Raw genomic sequence first — 15,206 nt, 5'->3', positions numbered from 1 at the left:
ATGACCCGGCCCCGGACATCGCGCGCGCTGGCGGCCGCCGTCGTCCTGGTGGTGGAGACCAATCTTGCGGCGGCGGTGAGCCAGGCGGCGGTGCCGGCGGCGTCCTCCCCTGCCCTGCCGGGCAGCACGGCGGTGTGGTCACTCACCCATTCCGGCTATGGACGCGTGGTGATCGAAACCAAAGGCCGGACCGAGTATCAGGTGCGGCAGGACGGTAATCATGTGTTGGTGCGGTTCGCCGACGGGATCGTACTGGGCCGGCCGCCGGCGTCGCCGCCCAATGTGGTGGATATCGTGACCGACGGTTCGACGCTGGAACTGACCCTGCGGCGTGGCGCGAGGGTCCACGCGATGCGGGCTTACGGGCGTGTGATCATCGACGTCATGGGTGGCTGGGCCGGACCTCGGGCGGGGGAGCATCCGGCGCTCAGCATGGCCTCGTCGCCGGAACTGGGTGGACGTTCGGCTGGCGGATCGGCGGCGGCGGCGAACGCGGCGGCTGTTGGGCGGACTCCGGTGGCGGCGGGGCCGGCGGCGACAGGGCTGGCGGGATCTTCGTTGGCCAGCCGGACGGGGGCGCCGTCGGCCGGGCCGGGCGCACTCGGGCTGGCAGCGTCCGGGCTGGCAGCGTCCGGGCCAGCCGGGTTGGGGCAAGCGGCCGCAGGGCAAACCGGGCCGCTTCAGATCGCTTCGGGGCAAACCACGTCGGGCCAAAGGGCGGCTTGGCATGCCGTGCCGGGGCAGACGGTGCCGAGCCGAACCGCTTCAGGGCAAGCCGCTTCGGGGCAAGCCGCTTCGGGGCAATCCAACGCTGATCCGAACGTTGTGCAGACAACCGAACCATTGTCGCCCGGACGCGATGTCATGCCGGAGAGCGACGGCCCGCTGTCGCTGCTGGCCAGGCGGGTGAGGCTGCCGAAAGAGATGGACGGTACGGGGTTGCTTATTCCGTTCGATGCCACCACCGCGGCAGCGGCGTTCCGCGGCGGCGACACTGCCTATGTCGTGTTCGATGAAAGGCGGCCGGTGGACATGAGCGCGCTGCGTGGCGATCCGGCGTTCGGTGCGGCCTCAGTGCAGCTTCTGCCCAACGGCACGCTGGTCCGCATCCCGCTTGCGCATGGCCAATCGATCGCCCTGACGCAGTTGCCATACGGCTGGCGGGTCGCGGCGCTGAACGGCGAGGCGAAACAGCAGCCGATCTTCGCCACCTTCACCGGTGGGCATCTGGATCTCGCGGCGGAGCAACCCGGCGACGTTGTCAGCCTGGCCGATCCCGATACCGGGGCGACGCTTCTGGTCGGCACCCAGCATCGGCCTGGGCAGGCGATCAGCAATATCCGCCGCGGCTCCGAATTCGTGCTGCGCCCGACCACCCAGGGCGTCGCGGTCGAGGCGCTGGCCGACGCGGTGGTATTGCGTCAGACGCCGACCGGCTTCAGCCTGACAGGTGGCCCGAATGGACTGCTGCTGTCGCCGCAGAGCAGCGCCACCGATGCGCTGATGGGTGCGGCGCTGCTGACCCGGCGGCTGAATTTATCCACCATACCCACCGAGGCGCTGCGGCGCCTGGCGCGCGACCAGCTCAACGACGCCGCGGCGGCGGCCCCGCTGGCGCGCGGCCCGAAGCGCCATTTGGCTGCGCAAAGCCTGTTGTCGCTGGGCATGGCGGCGGAGGCGGAGAGCCTGCTGCATCTGGCGGCGGAGCAAGACCCCAAGGAGGCCAGTTCGGCCGACACCGAGGCGCTGACCGCGATCGCGGCGGTGCTGGCCGGGCGGCCGCAGGACGCCGATGGGTTGAATGACCCCAGGCTGGACGGCACCGACGAGATTTCGCTGTGGCGGGCGATCCGCCAGGCGATGGCCGACGACGGCTCACCCGGCGCGGCGGCGGTGTTGGCGGCAACCGCTCCTTTGGTGTTTCAGTATCCCAGGGTGATTCAGGACCACATCCTGCCGCTGATCCTGGAGACCATGATCAAGGGCGGCCAACTCGATCCGGCGGTACGGCTGCTCGATCAACGCAAGGACGACCCGAAGCTGGAGTTTGCCCGCGCCATGCTGCGCCAGGCCGAGGGCGACACCGATCAGGCGCTGAGCATGCTGGACGCGCTGAGCAACGGACACGATCAGTTCGACCGCGCCCGTGCCGCGGTGCGCGCCGTCGAGCTTCGGCTGTCCACCGGCAAGCTGGACAAGGCGGCGGCGGCGGATGCGCTCGACAAGTTGCTCTACGCGTGGCGCGGCGACGGTCGCGAACTGGCGCTGCGCGAGCGGGTGGCGGAGTTGCGCGGGCAGACCGGGCAGTGGCGCACCGCGCTGGCGATGCTGCGTCAGGCGGAGGCGGATTTTCCGGATCAGGCGGCGCCGGTGCATCAGCGGCTGAGAGAGATGTTCGCCGCGATGGTGCGGGCCGAGGGCGAGCAGCAACTGCCGGCGATCGATTTCGTCGCCAGCGTGGACGAGAACGCCGACCTGCTGCCCGGTCCCGGCGAGGACGAGACGGTGCAGAAGTTGCTGGCGGATCGGCTGGAGGCGCTGGACCTTCCGGAACGGGCCAAACCGGTGCTGGAGAAGTTGCTGCACTCGGCGAAGACCGATGTGGCGAAGGCGCGCTTCGGCCTCAGCCTGGCGAGGCTTGACGCGCGTGACGGCAACAATGCCGGGGTGAAAGCCGATCTGGATGCCTCCGAGGCCGACGGCCTGGCGCCTGATCTGGCCGAGCAGCGCACCATCGTGCGGGCCGGATCGGTCGCCGGGCTGGGCAATCCGTCCGCCGCGGCGGCGATGCTGGCGGGACTGCGCTCGGGCCCGGCGACGCAGGCGCGCGCCGAGATCCTGGAGAACGCCTCGGACTGGGCGGGCGCGGAGCAGGCCTGGTCGGACAACCTGGGGCTGACGGTCCCCGACAGCGGGATGCTGAACGAGGCGCAGACGCGGACCGTGCTGCGGCTTGCGACCGCAAGCGCGCGAGCCGGCGACGATGCGGAACTGGCGAAGCTGCGCGGGCACTATGGCAATCGCATCGGGCCTGGGCCGCTGGCCGACATGTTCCGGCTGTTGATCGCCGAACCGATCAAGACCACGGCCGACATCAAGCGCTCACAACGCGAGGTCAGCCTGGCGGCATCGTTGCCGGCGGGATTGAAGGCGCTGCGGGGCGACCCGCAGCCACGGTGAACTGATCGCGCCTCGACGGGCGGATTTGACCGACGCGGCAATGGTGGGGGTTCTCGCGCCCCGCGTGCTTCCCTGAGCGCGCTCCGCGGGTCGGCTGGATCTCGCGCTTCGCGGGTTGGCTAGATCGCGCTGCGCGGGTTGTTCGGTTGGAGGGGCGGGTTGCGGTTTTCTCATCGCGGGCGGCAAAAAGAGGCTTGCACCCACCCCCCCTAATCATCATGTTCCGCAGCCTTGGCCCCAGGGGACAGTGGGCGCGTTTTCGCGCGTACTATCCAACAGGCCGTCTACTGGTAGGAAGGGGTACGCGATGAACGCACTCAGCCCACTGGGGATGGTCTCGGAACTTCCGAGCAGCAACCAGATGCAGTCCGACGCTGAGCGGACAACTGCGGAAGTCCAGAAGGACTATTTCGTGCAGAAGGACGGCGTCAAATTCGCCGGCACGCACCTGCTGGTGGACCTTTGGGGCGCGTCGAACCTGTGCGATCCCGATCATATCGACCGGGCTTTGCGCGACGCGGCGGAGGCTGCGGGTGCGACCATCCTGCACGGCCATTTCCATCACTTCTCGCCAAATGGCGGGGTCAGCGGCGTGCTAGTGCTGGCGGAGAGTCATATCTCGATCCACACGTGGCCGGAGCGGGATTTCGCCGCCGTGGACATCTTCATGTGCGGTGCCTGCAATCCCTATCATGGGCTTCCCGCGCTGAAGGCGGCGTTCGACCCAAGCCAGGTCAACCTGGGTGAGCAGCGGCGTGGACTGATCGCCTGAGCGGTCGGGCGGCCGCTGGGTATGACGGCGCGGAGCGAATGCGATGTCCACCGATAGCTGGATCAACGAAACGCTGTATCCCGACTGGGGCCAGCGGTTCCGCTCGGTGCGCGAACTGGCGCGCGTGAGGAGCGCGTTCCAGGACATCGTGGTGTTCGAGAGCGCATCGCATGGGCGGGTGATGGTGCTGGACGGGGTGATCCAGATCACCGAGGCGGACGAGTTCGTCTATCAGGAGATGCTGACCCATGTGCCACTGCTGGCGCATGGCGCAGCGCGCGACGTGCTGATCATCGGCGCTGGCGATGGTGGGGTGCTGCGGCGGGTGCTGCAGCACCCCACGGTGCGGCGGGCGGTGATGGTGGAAATCGACGGCGAGGTGATCCGGCTGGCAAAACAGTTCCTGCCGGACATCGCCGGCGGCGCCTGGAGCGATGCGCGGGCCGAGGTGGCGATCGGCGACGGCATCGATTACGTGCGGCGCGCGCCGGATGTCTGTTTCGATGTCATCATCGTCGATTCGACCGATCCGATCGGGGTCGGCGAGGTGCTGTTCACCGATGCATTCTATCGCAATTGCGCCCGTATTCTGACCTCGCGCGGGGTGATCGTGAACCAGTGCGGCGTGCCGTTCATGCAGGCCGATGAATTGCGCGAGACCAGCGTCCGGCGGCGCCGCGCGTTCGGGCACGTCACCGCCTACGTCGCCGCGGTGCCGACCTATGTCGGCGGCTTCATGGCGCTGGGATGGGCGGCGAAGGATGCCTCGCTGGCGGCGACGCCGGTGGAAATCTTGCGACAGCGCGCGGCGAGCGGCGGGATAATCGGGACGACGCAATACTGGACGCCGGAGATCCATGCCGGCGCGTTCAACCTGCCGCCGTATATCGCCCGCCATCTGGGTTCGGCGTCCGAATAGGGACCAGCGCTGGGGCGCGCCCGGCGGACTGCCGCGCCGGCGTATCACGAGCTATGTTGGCGCGGTCGGATAAACATTGAGGAAGTCGGCATGCGTCTGATGGTTCCCCTGGTGTCGCGCATCAGCGACGCGCGACACGTCGGCATTGGTTTGACTATCCAATTGATGCACCGAATCGCGGACGCTTCGTGTCCGTTGCGTCTCTGCCAATGGGTACTCGTGGCGAGTTTTCTGCTGGCGGCGTCAGTGACGCCGGTCGATGCGCAGGTCGACAGCCGCGAGGGCATCGCGTTGCAGAACCAGATCTATCAGCTCCGGCAGGAACTGCGCTCGGCGGAGGATCAGATGCGTGGAGCGGGCAACCGGGCACCGGGTTATGCGCCACCGTCGCAACAGCTTGGCGGCGGCGGTGACCTTGTGGCCCAGTTGCTGACCCGGGTGGATACGCTGGAGGACCAGGTGCGTCAGTTGCGCGGCCGTATCGACGAGACGCAGAACCAGTTGCAGCGCCAGAACGAGGACCTTGGCAAGCGGATCGACGACCTGGCCTTCCAGATCAATCCGCGGGCGGCTCAGCCAGGGACGGGATCGCCGGATTACCCGCCCCAGGGGTCGCCCCGGGGGCAGGCTCGGGGGCAGAGCCAGGGACAGGCCACGGCGACGCTGACGCCGCCTCCGACCGCGCCGCGGCCGCCGTCTGGTCCGCGCACGCCGGAACAGGAACTGCAGGACGGCAACAGCGCCCTGGCGCGGCACGATTACCTTCGCGCAGAGGCGTCGGCGCGCCAGGTGCTGAGCAACCGCACGTCGCCGCGGGCGTATGACGCCAGGCTGCTGCTGGCCCAGGCGCTGGCGGGGCAGCGGCAGAATGCGCAGGCGGCGATCGCGTTCGACGATGCCTATAACAGTTCGCGCAAGGGCAGCCACGCGCAGGATGCGCTGCTGGGTCTGGCCGGGTCGCTGGCGGCGATCAACGAGAAGAAGGCGGCGTGCGACACGCTGACCCGGCTGCGGACGGATTTCCCGCAGCAGCGGGCCGACATCGCCGCCGGCGCGGCGTCCACGGCGCAGAAGGCCGGCTGCCATTAGCCCGGACGCGCCTGGCACCGTTCCCGGCGCCGTTCAGGGGCTGATCGAGGCGTTCGCGCCGGCGATGGAGCGGCTGGGTCCGTTCGAGCCCTGCCCTGCCCTGGCGGTGGCGGCCTCCGGCGGTGCCGATAGCATGGCGCTGGCTATCCTGGCGGCGGACTGGGCGCGTGCGCGCGACGGATCGGCGCTGGCGCTGGTGGTCGATCATGGGTTGCGTCCGGCCTCGGCCGAGGAAGCCCGGATCACCGTCGAGCGGCTTGCCGGCCTGGGTATCGAGGCACGGACGCTGCGGCTTGCCGGCCTGACGCACGGCTCGGCGCTGGCGGAGCGGGCTCGGATCGGGCGTTACCAAAGTCTGACCGAGGCGTGCCGTGGCGCCGGGGTGCTGCACCTTCTGCTTGGCCACCATCAGGCGGATCAGGCCGAGACGGTGATGATGCGGGTGCTGCGCGGCAGCGGGACGCACGGCCTGGCGGGGATGGCAGCGCTGCGTGAGATCGCCGGGGTGCGCCTGCTGCGTCCGCTGCTGGGGATCGAGCCTGCGGTGCTGCGAGGTTTTCTTGCCGGCCGCGGTGTCAGCTGGATCGAGGACCCGTCGAACCAGGACACTCGGGCGACGCGGCCCAGGCTACGGCATCGCCTGGCGGGCGAGAGGCTGGCCGCCAGCGGACCCGATGCCAGCGGACCTAGTGGCAGCGGACCTAGTGGCTGCGATCTGGCCGGGGCGATCGCCGCGGTGGGCGCGATGCGGGCGCGCGAGGAGGCCGAGGCCGGCGCCGAACTGGCGGCGTGCGCGATGATCCGGCCGGAGGGGTTCGCGCTGCTGCGCCCTGGGCGGATCGGGCCGGCGGCGCTGGCCGGCCTGCTGCAGGCGATCGGCGGTGCCGGGTATGCCGCCAGCGCCGACCAGGTCGCGGAGCTGGCGGCGGAGCCGAGGCCGGCGACGGTGGCTGGGGTGCGGATTATGCCGGCGGGCCGGTTCGGCGACGGACTGTTGATCGTGCGTGAAGAGCAAGCGGTGATGCAGGCGGTCGCGGTTGCAGGGGAAACCACCTGGGACAGGCGGTTTCGGGTGAGTGTCACGGGCCAGCCGCCGCAGGCGACGGTCGGCAAGCTGGGGGCGGATGCGGCGCGATTTCGCCGCCTGTCCGACCTGCCGTCCGCTGTGCTGCGCACGCTTCCCGCCGTCAGGGTCGGTAATTCGCTGGTCGCGGTGCCGCATTTGCGCTATGCGATCGACGGGCATGGGGCAGGAATGAATATCTGGTTCGCGCCTGCCCGGCCGGTTGCCGGGGCGGCCTTCGTGCCGGCGCCGGCGTATGCTCGGGCTGGAGTTGCCTGCTGAACGAGATTTGCTGTTTGTCTGACCGCGCGATTGGGATGTTTGCAACGCGATCGTGCTATGGCTTTTGCGGCCGCCGGGTCCACTTCCCGGTTGTCATTCGCGGTGGCTTGGTGGACGATCGCGAAAAAGCAGGGATGTAGCAATCAGTCCTGCACACCATGTAGAAGCCTGTTGGTCGGGCCGTGAGCTCGCCTGGAGTGCCTGACGCCCGAAACCCGATGCCCGAAACATGATACCCCTGGGGCGGACTGAGAACGTGAGCAAAGTCATATGAGCAATTTCGGCCGCAACCTCGCGCTGTGGGTGATCATCGCCCTGCTGCTCGTGGTGCTATTCAACCTGTTCCAGCCTGGGGTGAACCATACCAATTCGACCCAGATCGCCTACTCGGATTTCATCACCGAGGTGAATGGCGGCCGGGTGCGCGACGTGGTGATCCAGGGGCGGACAGTGTCCGGCCAGTTGAACGATGGGCGGACGTTCCAGACCTACACTCCGGACGACCCGGCGCTGGTGAAGACGCTGACCGACAAGAACGTGCGGGTGATCGCCAAGCCGGAAGACAGCGATGTCAATCCGCTGCTGCACTATCTGCTGTCGTGGTTCCCGATGCTTCTGCTGATCGGCGTCTGGGTGTTCTTCATGCGCCAGATGCAGTCGGGTGGCGGCCGGGCGATGGGCTTCGGCAAGAGCCGGGCGCGGATGCTGACGGAAAAGCAGGGTCGGGTGACGTTCGAGGATGTCGCCGGCATCGATGAGGCCAAGGGCGAGCTGCAGGAAATCGTCGAATTCCTGAAGGACCCGCAGAAGTTCCAGCGGCTGGGCGGCAAGATCCCCAAGGGCGTGCTGCTGGTGGGTCCTCCGGGCACCGGCAAGACGCTGCTGGCGCGGGCCATCGCCGGTGAGGCGAACGTGCCGTTCTTCACCATCTCGGGTTCGGACTTTGTCGAGATGTTCGTGGGCGTGGGCGCGTCGCGGGTGCGCGACATGTTCGAGCAGGGCAAGAAGAACGCGCCGTGCATCATCTTCATCGATGAGATCGACGCGGTCGGGCGGCATCGCGGTGCGGGCCTGGGCGGCGGCAACGACGAGCGCGAACAGACGCTGAACCAGATGCTGGTCGAGATGGACGGCTTCGAGTCGAACGAAGGCGTGATCCTGATCGCCGCGACCAACCGCCCGGACGTGCTGGATCCGGCGCTGCTGCGGCCCGGCCGGTTTGACCGCCAAGTGGTGGTGCCGAACCCGGACGTGAACGGGCGGGAGAAGATCCTGCGGGTGCATATGCGCAAGGTGCCGCTGGCGTCGGATGTGGATCCCAAGGTGATCGCGCGCGGCACGCCTGGGTTCTCTGGCGCCGATCTGGCCAACCTGGTCAACGAAGGTGCGCTGCTAGCGGCCAGGCTTGGCAAGCGGGTGGTCGCAATGGCGGAGTTCGAGGCGGCCAAGGACAAGGTGATGATGGGCGCCGAACGCCGGTCGCTGGTGATGTCGGAGGCGGAAAAGCGGATGACCGCCTATCATGAGTCGGGTCACGCTTTGTGCGCGATGCATGAGCCGGAGTGCGATCCGGTGCATAAGGCGACGATCATTCCGCGCGGCCGGGCGCTGGGCCTGGTGATGAGTTTGCCGGAGGGTGATCGTTACTCCAAGTCGAAGTCCAAGCTGTTGTCGGAGCTGACCATGGCGATGGGCGGCCGCGCGGCGGAGGAGATCATCTTTGGCCCGGACAAGGTGTCCAACGGCGCGGCCGGCGATATCAAGATGGCGACCGATCAGGCGCGGCGGATGATCACCGAGTGGGGCATGTCGGACAAGCTGGGCATGATCGCCTATGGCGATAACAGCCAGGAGGTGTTCCTGGGGCACTCGGTGACGCAGAACAAGAACGTGTCGGAAGCGACGGCGCGTGAGATCGACGGCGAGATCAAGGACATCATCGATCGCGCCTACAACAAGGCCCGTCGGCTGTTGACCGAGAATGTCGAGGAACTGCATCGGCTAGCGCGTGGCCTGTTGGAGCACGAGACACTGTCGGGTGATGAAATCCGCACCGTGCTGCGGGGCGAGCCGGTCATCCGCAAGGTGGTAGACGACCCGGCACCGGAATCGCGACGCGCGTCGGTGCCGACGGCGGGACGGCCGGCGTCTCCGCCACCAACCGGCGGGGCGGCGCCGGCGCCGCAGCCAGGTTGACATAAGCGGCGAGAGGCGCGCCGCAGTCTCTCGCCGGCCTGGCTTCCATCGTCGCTCCATAGGGGGCGCCCCATAGGAGTTAGAGTGCGAACGGGCTGGACGTTCAGGGGTCAGCCGGCGATCGCCTCCGCCGGCAAAAGGCCCCAAACGGCAGTTCGGCGCAGATAGCCAGCGTGGCCGGCGACGGCGGCTCGGCACCACACGGAAGCTGCCGGACAGTTCAGCAGGCGCCCGATCACGCCCGGCTGCAACAGGGCCGCGGCGTGGGCGCCGGACCGAGGTGCGCGGCGTAGCGCGGCGGTGGATCCGACGACGATAAAGCCGCGGCGGCCGATCAGCAGGGCTCGATGCACCCAGCCCTTGGTTCCGTCCGGCAGGCGCAGAAAACGCCAGTCCTGGAACTCCCGCAGGATCTCCACCGGCAGGAAACGGCGGCGCAAGACCCACTCGATCGGGTAGCGCAGGCCGGGCCCGCGTCGCAGGTTCACCGTGCCGCTGCGCAGGGCGGCGAAACGCGGCAGCTTCAGCCCGGTATCGGTACCGATCGTCGGGCCGCCCGGAGGCGCGGTCGTCGATCGTGACGCGGGGGGCTGCATTCCCAGCGCTGAACCCAGGCCGCCGGCCAGCACCAGCAGGACGGCGGCGGCGCACAGGCAGGTCCGGCGGTCCCAGCCGGGCCAGATTGAGGAGGCAAGACAGGCGAGAACGCGGCGCAGCCTGGGCATCCGGATCGTTCCTATGCCGGCGGAAATAAGGCCGCTGAAACTAGCTATCACAATACATTAAGAGAAGCAGCCTTGCGATTGATCAGGCGTTATTTTAGGTTAACAAAACAATCTGGGGTGGCAGCACGGAAAAGTCCGTGGGAGTGAGCCGGGGTGGACATCGAACCGACCGCGAGATGCGATGCCCGCCTTTGGTGGCGGGAGATATAGGCGACCTTGACCGGCGTTGCTTGCCGCGTGGCGCGGATGTCAACCAGATGGCGGGTGATCTGGCGGTTGGCCGCCTGCGTCACATTGTGTGGCGCGCTGCTGCTGGGGCCGGCACGGGCGCGGACCGTCGGGCATCATCGGCCGCATCCGGTCCAAGGGCAGCACGCGGTGCGGCGCGGCCATTCCCGGCCGGCGACGAAAGCCAGCCAATCACGACGCGAAACGCCCCGGGCTCGTCATTACGCCCGAACCGACAGCAAACCCCGGGTGGTCCGCCGCCATCCGGCGCGGAACCATGTCCGGGTAGCGGCGAAGCACGCGGCGCCGGCCTCGGAACGGCCGCTTATTGTCATCGATCCGGGCCATGGCGGGCGCGATTCGGGGGCGGTTGGAGTCTCCGGCACGCTGGAGAAGAATGTCGTGCTCGCCACCGCGTTGGAACTCAGGCGTCTGCTGCTGGCGACAGGTCGGTATCGGGTGGCGATGACGCGGACCAGCGATGTGTTCGTGTCGCTGGCCGGGCGGGTCGGTTTCGCCCGGTCGCACGACGCGGACCTGTTGATCGCGATCCACGCCAATGCTTCCCGCGACCGACACGCGCACGGCGCCAGCGTCTGGGTGCGCTCCGGACCGGGTGGCGCGGACTCGATCACGCATCTGGCGGCGGGGCCGGCCGATACCGCAAAGATCGCCGACGCGCTTGTCGGTCCGCGACCGAGCGCTGGGTCGGCCTGGCTGCAGTATACAATGATCGACAATCTTAACGACGACATCCGGATGGATGCCGCGCCGGCCCGCCAGGCTCGGTTCTATGTGCTGGGCGCGCGCGACATTCCAGGCGTCCTGCTGGAAATGGGTTTCTTGTCGAACCGCCATGACGAGGCGTTGCTGAACCGGGCGAAATACCGCCGGGTCGTGGCGCAGGCGATTCGCGACGCGATCGGTGATTATTTCGCCAAGCCGGGGCGGGCCCCGGCGTCGCGGACCTGACGGTCGCCGCGCCGAACCGGTTGGCGGCGAGACAGGGTGCTGGGCGCGGTTGACGCCCGGTGCCGGTTGCTGCAACCAAGCCTTGTGTTCTACCGGCAACGACATCTTCTGGCGATCGAGGGGCTGGAACCGCCCGCGATCAGTCAATTGCTCGACCTTGCGGAGAGCTATGTACTGCTCAACCGGTCGGGCAAGACGCAGCGCGACCTGTTGCGCGGGCGCACCTTGATCAATCTGTTCTTCGAGGACAGCACGCGCACCCGCACCAGCTTTGAATTGGCCGGCAAGCGGCTGGGGGCGGACGTGATCAACATGTCGGTCGCCACATCCTCGGTGAACAAGGGCGAGACGCTGATCGACACCGCGGCCACGCTGAACGCGATGCATTGCGATCTGCTGGTGGTGCGCCACGACCAGTCCGGGGCGCCGAACCTGCTGGCGCAGATCGTCGATGCGGCGGTGATCAACGCCGGCGACGGAACGCACGAGCATCCGACCCAGGCGCTGCTGGACGCGCTGACGATCAAGCGGCGCAAGGGCCGCATCGCTGGACTGATCGTGACGATCTGCGGCGATATCGCGCATTCGCGGGTAGCGCGCTCCAACATCCATTTATTGACCACGATGGGCTGCCAGGTGCGGGTGGTCGGGCCGCCGACGCTGATCCCGGCCGAGGTGGCCGAACTGGGGGTGAGCGTGTTCCACGACGTTGCGGCGGGGCTGGCGGGGGCCGACGTGGTGATGATGCTGCGCCTGCAACGCGAGCGGATGTCGCGTGGGGAGGTGCCAAGCGCGCGGGAGTTCTTCCGGTTTTGGGGCCTGGACGAGGCCAAGCTGGCGCTGGCCAAGGCAGATGCCATCGTCATGCATCCCGGTCCGATGAATCGCGGCGTCGAGATCGACAGCGCGGTGGCCGACGACAAGCTGCGCAGCGTGATCAAGGAGCAGGTCGAGATGGGGGTCGCCGTGCGCATGGCGGTGCTGGACATGCTGTCGCGGGACCATCGCCGGAATGAACCCTGACACGCTGTTCCGCGGCGCCCGTATTCTGGGCTCCGGGGTGGATATGCCGGGCGATCTGCTGGTGCGCGATGGCCGCATTGTCGATTTTGCCGCCTCGGTCGGCGCGCCGGAGGGTGCCCTGGTGATCGAGGCCGAGGGGGCGGTGCTGTGCCCCGGGCTGGTCGATATGCGCGCCGCGTTGGGCGAGCCCGGCTTCGAGTATCGCGAAACCATCGCCTCGGCGGCGGCGGCGGCGGCGGCGGGCGGGATCACCACGCTGGCGGCGCTGCCCGATACCCAGCCGGCGATCGACGATCCGGCGCTGGTGCAGTTGCTGCGCACGCGCGGCGCGGAGACCGGCAGCCTGACGATCCTGCCGTACGGCGCGGTGACCCGAGGCTGCCGGGGCGAGGAACTGGCCGAACTGGGCCTGTTGCGCGAGGCCGGGGCGGTGGCGTTCACCGACGGATCGCGGGCGGTGGGCCCTGCCCGGCTGATGCGGCTGGCGCTGGCCTACGCGCATGGCTTCGGCGCCCGTATCGTGCAGCACCCCGAAGAGCCCTCGCTGGCGGCCGGCGGCAGCGCGACCGAGAGCGAGCAGGCGACCCGGATGGGATTGCCCGGGATTCCTGCCGCGGCCGAGGCGATCATGGTGGCACGCGATATCAGGCTGGCGGAACTGACCGGCGGGGCGGTGCATTTCGCCCATGTCTCGACCGGCGAGGCGCTGGGGTTGATCCGAACGGCGAAGGCGGCGGGGATTTCGGTGAGCTGTGACACCGCGCCGCCGTATTTCGATCTGAACGAGACCTCGATCGGCGATTTCCGCAGCTACGCCAAGCTGTCGCCGCCGCTGCGCAAGGAACACGACCGCCAGGCGGTGGTTGCAGCGCTGGCCGATGGGACGATCGATGCCATTGCGTCGGACCATCAGCCGCGCGATGCCGACGACAAGCGCCAGCCGTTCGCGCTGGCCTCGGCTGGCGGTGCCGGGTTGGCGACGCTGCTGGCGATCACGCTGGCGCATGTGCATAACGGGTCGCTGACGCTGGCCGCGGCGATCGATCTGCTGACCGCGCGGCCGGCCGGCCTGCTGGGGGTTGCAAGCGGGCGCATCGCCAAGGCGGCGCCGGCGGATCTGTGCCTGTTCGATCCGGAGCGGATCTGGCAGGTGGAGGCCGGACGGCTTCCCGGCAAGGCGCAGAACACGCCGTTCGATGGGCGGGCGCTGGAGGGCGTGGTGCTAGGCACCTGGAAGCGCGGGCTGCGGGTGTTCGGCTGATCGCGCCGGAGGAGAACGGGTCTTGGTGCGTCTGATCATGGCGGTTTGGCTGATCGCGAGCCTGGGAGCTTGCGCGGCCCACGTTGGGACCACCTGCGCGCCTGGGGTGGGTTCGCCGGTCGCGGTGTTTACGCTGTTCATGGGCCGAACGATCCCTGGACGCCCGGATCTGACCGATAGCGAGTGGCAGACGTTTCTGGATGACACGGTGACTGCCAATCTGGCGAACGGCTTTACCGTATTCGATGCCGATGGCGGCTGGATGAATCCGATCACGCGCAAGACCATCGAGCAGCCGACCAAGGTGTTGCTGGTGGCGCTGCCCGAGACGCCTGAAAGCCTGGCGGCGGTGAACCGGGTCCGGTCGGCGTATCAGCGCCGGTTCCACCAACAGTTGGTCGGCATGACGGTGGCACCGGCGTGCGCGGCGTTCTAAGGGGTTTGTGGCGGATCGTGACGCCGGCGTTCTTTCCGAGATGTAATATTTTCCGACGCGTGCGTCGAGCCGGTTGAATACAAACGTAGTGTATAATATGTCTTTTTCGGTATGACTTGGCCTGTATTTAGAAATCGTGGTTGCTGCCGCATTTCATTGCGTGCAAGTATCTTTGGCACGGAGGTTGCATTTACTTGCGAGCACCTGGCGCATCAGAACGACGCGTCGAAGGCTTCAACATCCGCAGGGAGACCTCGACAATGGCTTACTCGAAGTATTTTTTGATCGCGACGGCGATGGCGTCAATGATCGGCATCGGGAGTGCCAACGCCTACATGATCACCGACAGCACAGCGAACCAGACTGGCGGATTCACGGCGGATGCCACGCATGACGGCTTCAACACCGCCGGGGCGATCACGGCGACGTTCAGTTACAGCGGGCCGCTCAGCTTCAGCAACACCGCCGCACAGAACAGCAGCAACACGGGCGATCTGAACTCGAACTTCTTTAACGGCAGCTTGATCTCCGGCTACAGCGGATCAGGCGCCCTTGGCACCCCAGCCGGCGCCGACTTCAGCACGCTGACGACGTTCCTGGCGTCCAGCGGCAGCGCGTCCGGGTATCAATACGGTTCGTTCATTACCATCGACCTTGGCACGCTGGCGGCCGGCACCATCCTGACGATCACACATGACGACGGCGCGAGCGTTTACCAGGGTTCGACCAGGATCGGCACCACCACCGCCGACCCGACCAGCGCGGTGACCGAGACCGTCGAGTTGGCCTCGACCGGCGATACGACGCTGTATTACGCGCGGGAGAACGGCACCCCGTCGGTTCTAGACGTCAATGTTCCGGAGCCCGCGAGCCTGGCGGTCATCGGGGCCGGGCTGGTGGGCCTTGGCGCCGTGCGTCGCCGGCGGGCGGCGCTGGCCGGGTAGAAGCCCGAGCCGCGATCACGCCCGTGCCGAAAGGGCCGCTCGCCGAATTGCGCGCGGTCCTTTCGCGCGGCCGGGGTCGGGGAACGGCGCCGGCTGGTTTCGGGCCGGGGTCGTGG

At 68.0% G+C, this 15,206-nt stretch carries 12 protein-coding genes; 11 read left to right on the top strand and 1 reads right to left on the bottom strand.

Annotation, left to right across the window (positions count from 1 at the left end):
- The 6 genes from ACQY4Y_RS17430 to ftsH all read left to right on the top strand — a co-directional run bounded on the left by ACQY4Y_RS17430 (position 1) and on the right by ftsH (position 9,501).
- A complete protein-coding gene (locus ACQY4Y_RS17430) occupies positions 1 to 3,180 on the top strand; it encodes a hypothetical protein (RefSeq protein ID WP_428491853.1) in 3,180 nt (1,059 codons plus the stop codon).
- A 307-nt stretch (positions 3,181 to 3,487) separates the two neighbouring features.
- The gene (gene speD, locus ACQY4Y_RS17425) at positions 3,488 to 3,952 is read left to right on the top strand and encodes an adenosylmethionine decarboxylase (RefSeq protein WP_428491852.1); all 465 of its coding nucleotides are present in this window, start codon (positions 3,488 to 3,490) and stop codon (positions 3,950 to 3,952) included.
- A 43-nt stretch (positions 3,953 to 3,995) separates the two neighbouring features.
- Positions 3,996 to 4,871, top strand: coding sequence for a polyamine aminopropyltransferase (gene speE / locus ACQY4Y_RS17420; RefSeq protein WP_428491851.1), 876 nt, complete (start codon positions 3,996 to 3,998; stop codon positions 4,869 to 4,871).
- A 90-nt stretch (positions 4,872 to 4,961) separates the two neighbouring features.
- On the top strand, positions 4,962 to 5,960 hold the full coding sequence (locus ACQY4Y_RS17415; RefSeq protein WP_428491850.1) for a tetratricopeptide repeat protein: 999 nt from the start codon (positions 4,962 to 4,964) through the stop codon (positions 5,958 to 5,960).
- A 64-nt stretch (positions 5,961 to 6,024) separates the two neighbouring features.
- Positions 6,025 to 7,305: a tRNA lysidine(34) synthetase TilS gene (tilS, locus tag ACQY4Y_RS17410; RefSeq protein WP_428491849.1), complete on the top strand. Its 1,281-nt coding sequence runs from the start codon at positions 6,025 to 6,027 to the stop codon at positions 7,303 to 7,305.
- Between the two features lie 270 nt (positions 7,306 to 7,575).
- A complete protein-coding gene (ftsH, locus tag ACQY4Y_RS17405; protein ID WP_428491848.1) occupies positions 7,576 to 9,501 on the top strand; it encodes an ATP-dependent zinc metalloprotease FtsH in 1,926 nt (641 codons plus the stop codon).
- A gap of 110 nt (positions 9,502 to 9,611) precedes the next feature.
- Here ftsH and ACQY4Y_RS17400 read toward each other — a convergent pair whose 3' ends face one another.
- Positions 9,612 to 10,226 (bottom strand): SH3 domain-containing protein, encoded by a 615-nt coding sequence (locus tag ACQY4Y_RS17400; RefSeq protein ID WP_428491847.1) that lies wholly within the window; start codon positions 10,224 to 10,226, stop codon positions 9,612 to 9,614.
- A gap of 246 nt (positions 10,227 to 10,472) precedes the next feature.
- Here ACQY4Y_RS17400 and ACQY4Y_RS17395 point away from each other — a divergent pair, with 246 nt between their 5' ends.
- The 5 genes from ACQY4Y_RS17395 to ACQY4Y_RS17375 all read left to right on the top strand — a co-directional run bounded on the left by ACQY4Y_RS17395 (position 10,473) and on the right by ACQY4Y_RS17375 (position 15,090).
- Positions 10,473 to 11,426 (top strand): N-acetylmuramoyl-L-alanine amidase family protein, encoded by a 954-nt coding sequence (locus ACQY4Y_RS17395; protein WP_428491846.1) that lies wholly within the window; start codon positions 10,473 to 10,475, stop codon positions 11,424 to 11,426.
- Positions 11,427 to 11,510: 84 nt separating this feature from the next.
- Complete coding sequence (locus ACQY4Y_RS17390; RefSeq protein WP_428493662.1) at positions 11,511 to 12,449, top strand: aspartate carbamoyltransferase catalytic subunit; 939 nt, start codon at positions 11,511 to 11,513, stop codon at positions 12,447 to 12,449.
- Positions 12,439 to 13,710, top strand: coding sequence for a dihydroorotase (locus tag ACQY4Y_RS17385; protein WP_428491845.1), 1,272 nt, complete (start codon positions 12,439 to 12,441; stop codon positions 13,708 to 13,710). The genes ACQY4Y_RS17390 and ACQY4Y_RS17385 overlap by 11 nt, the downstream gene beginning before the upstream one ends.
- 25 nt (positions 13,711 to 13,735) lie before the next feature.
- Positions 13,736 to 14,146, top strand: a complete 411-nt coding sequence (locus ACQY4Y_RS17380) for a DUF3574 domain-containing protein (RefSeq protein ID WP_428493661.1) — start codon at positions 13,736 to 13,738, stop codon at positions 14,144 to 14,146.
- Between the two features lie 260 nt (positions 14,147 to 14,406).
- Positions 14,407 to 15,090, top strand: a complete 684-nt coding sequence (locus ACQY4Y_RS17375; protein WP_428491844.1) for a PEP-CTERM sorting domain-containing protein — start codon at positions 14,407 to 14,409, stop codon at positions 15,088 to 15,090.
- Positions 15,091 to 15,206: the final 116 nt, after the last annotated feature.

It is taken from the genome of Rhodopila sp. (assembly GCF_965277165.1).
GTDB lineage: Bacteria > Pseudomonadota > Alphaproteobacteria > Acetobacterales > Acetobacteraceae > Rhodopila.
The sequence above is the reverse complement of the archived record's forward strand: the minus strand, read 5'-3'. Positions and strand labels throughout refer to the sequence as shown.

What these genes read in the sequence shown, in the direction of transcription:
- speD (WP_428491852.1), top strand. Translation starts at nt 3,488, where the DNA reads ATGAACGCACTCAGCCCACTGGGGATGGTCTCGGAACTTCCGAGCAGC.
- ACQY4Y_RS17385 (WP_428491845.1), top strand. Translation starts at nt 12,439, where the DNA reads ATGAACCCTGACACGCTGTTCCGCGGCGCCCGTATTCTGGGCTCCGGG.
- ACQY4Y_RS17375 (WP_428491844.1), top strand. Translation starts at nt 14,407, where the DNA reads ATGGCTTACTCGAAGTATTTTTTGATCGCGACGGCGATGGCGTCAATG.
- ACQY4Y_RS17430 (WP_428491853.1), top strand. Translation starts at nt 1, where the DNA reads ATGACCCGGCCCCGGACATCGCGCGCGCTGGCGGCCGCCGTCGTCCTG.
- ftsH (WP_428491848.1), top strand. Translation starts at nt 7,576, where the DNA reads ATGAGCAATTTCGGCCGCAACCTCGCGCTGTGGGTGATCATCGCCCTG.
- ACQY4Y_RS17400 (WP_428491847.1), bottom strand. Translation starts at nt 10,226, where the DNA reads ATGCCCAGGCTGCGCCGCGTTCTCGCCTGTCTTGCCTCCTCAATCTGG.
- tilS (WP_428491849.1), top strand. Translation starts at nt 6,025, where the DNA reads ATGGAGCGGCTGGGTCCGTTCGAGCCCTGCCCTGCCCTGGCGGTGGCG.
- ACQY4Y_RS17395 (WP_428491846.1), top strand. Translation starts at nt 10,473, where the DNA reads ATGTCAACCAGATGGCGGGTGATCTGGCGGTTGGCCGCCTGCGTCACA.
- ACQY4Y_RS17415 (WP_428491850.1), top strand. Translation starts at nt 4,962, where the DNA reads ATGCGTCTGATGGTTCCCCTGGTGTCGCGCATCAGCGACGCGCGACAC.
- speE (WP_428491851.1), top strand. Translation starts at nt 3,996, where the DNA reads ATGTCCACCGATAGCTGGATCAACGAAACGCTGTATCCCGACTGGGGC.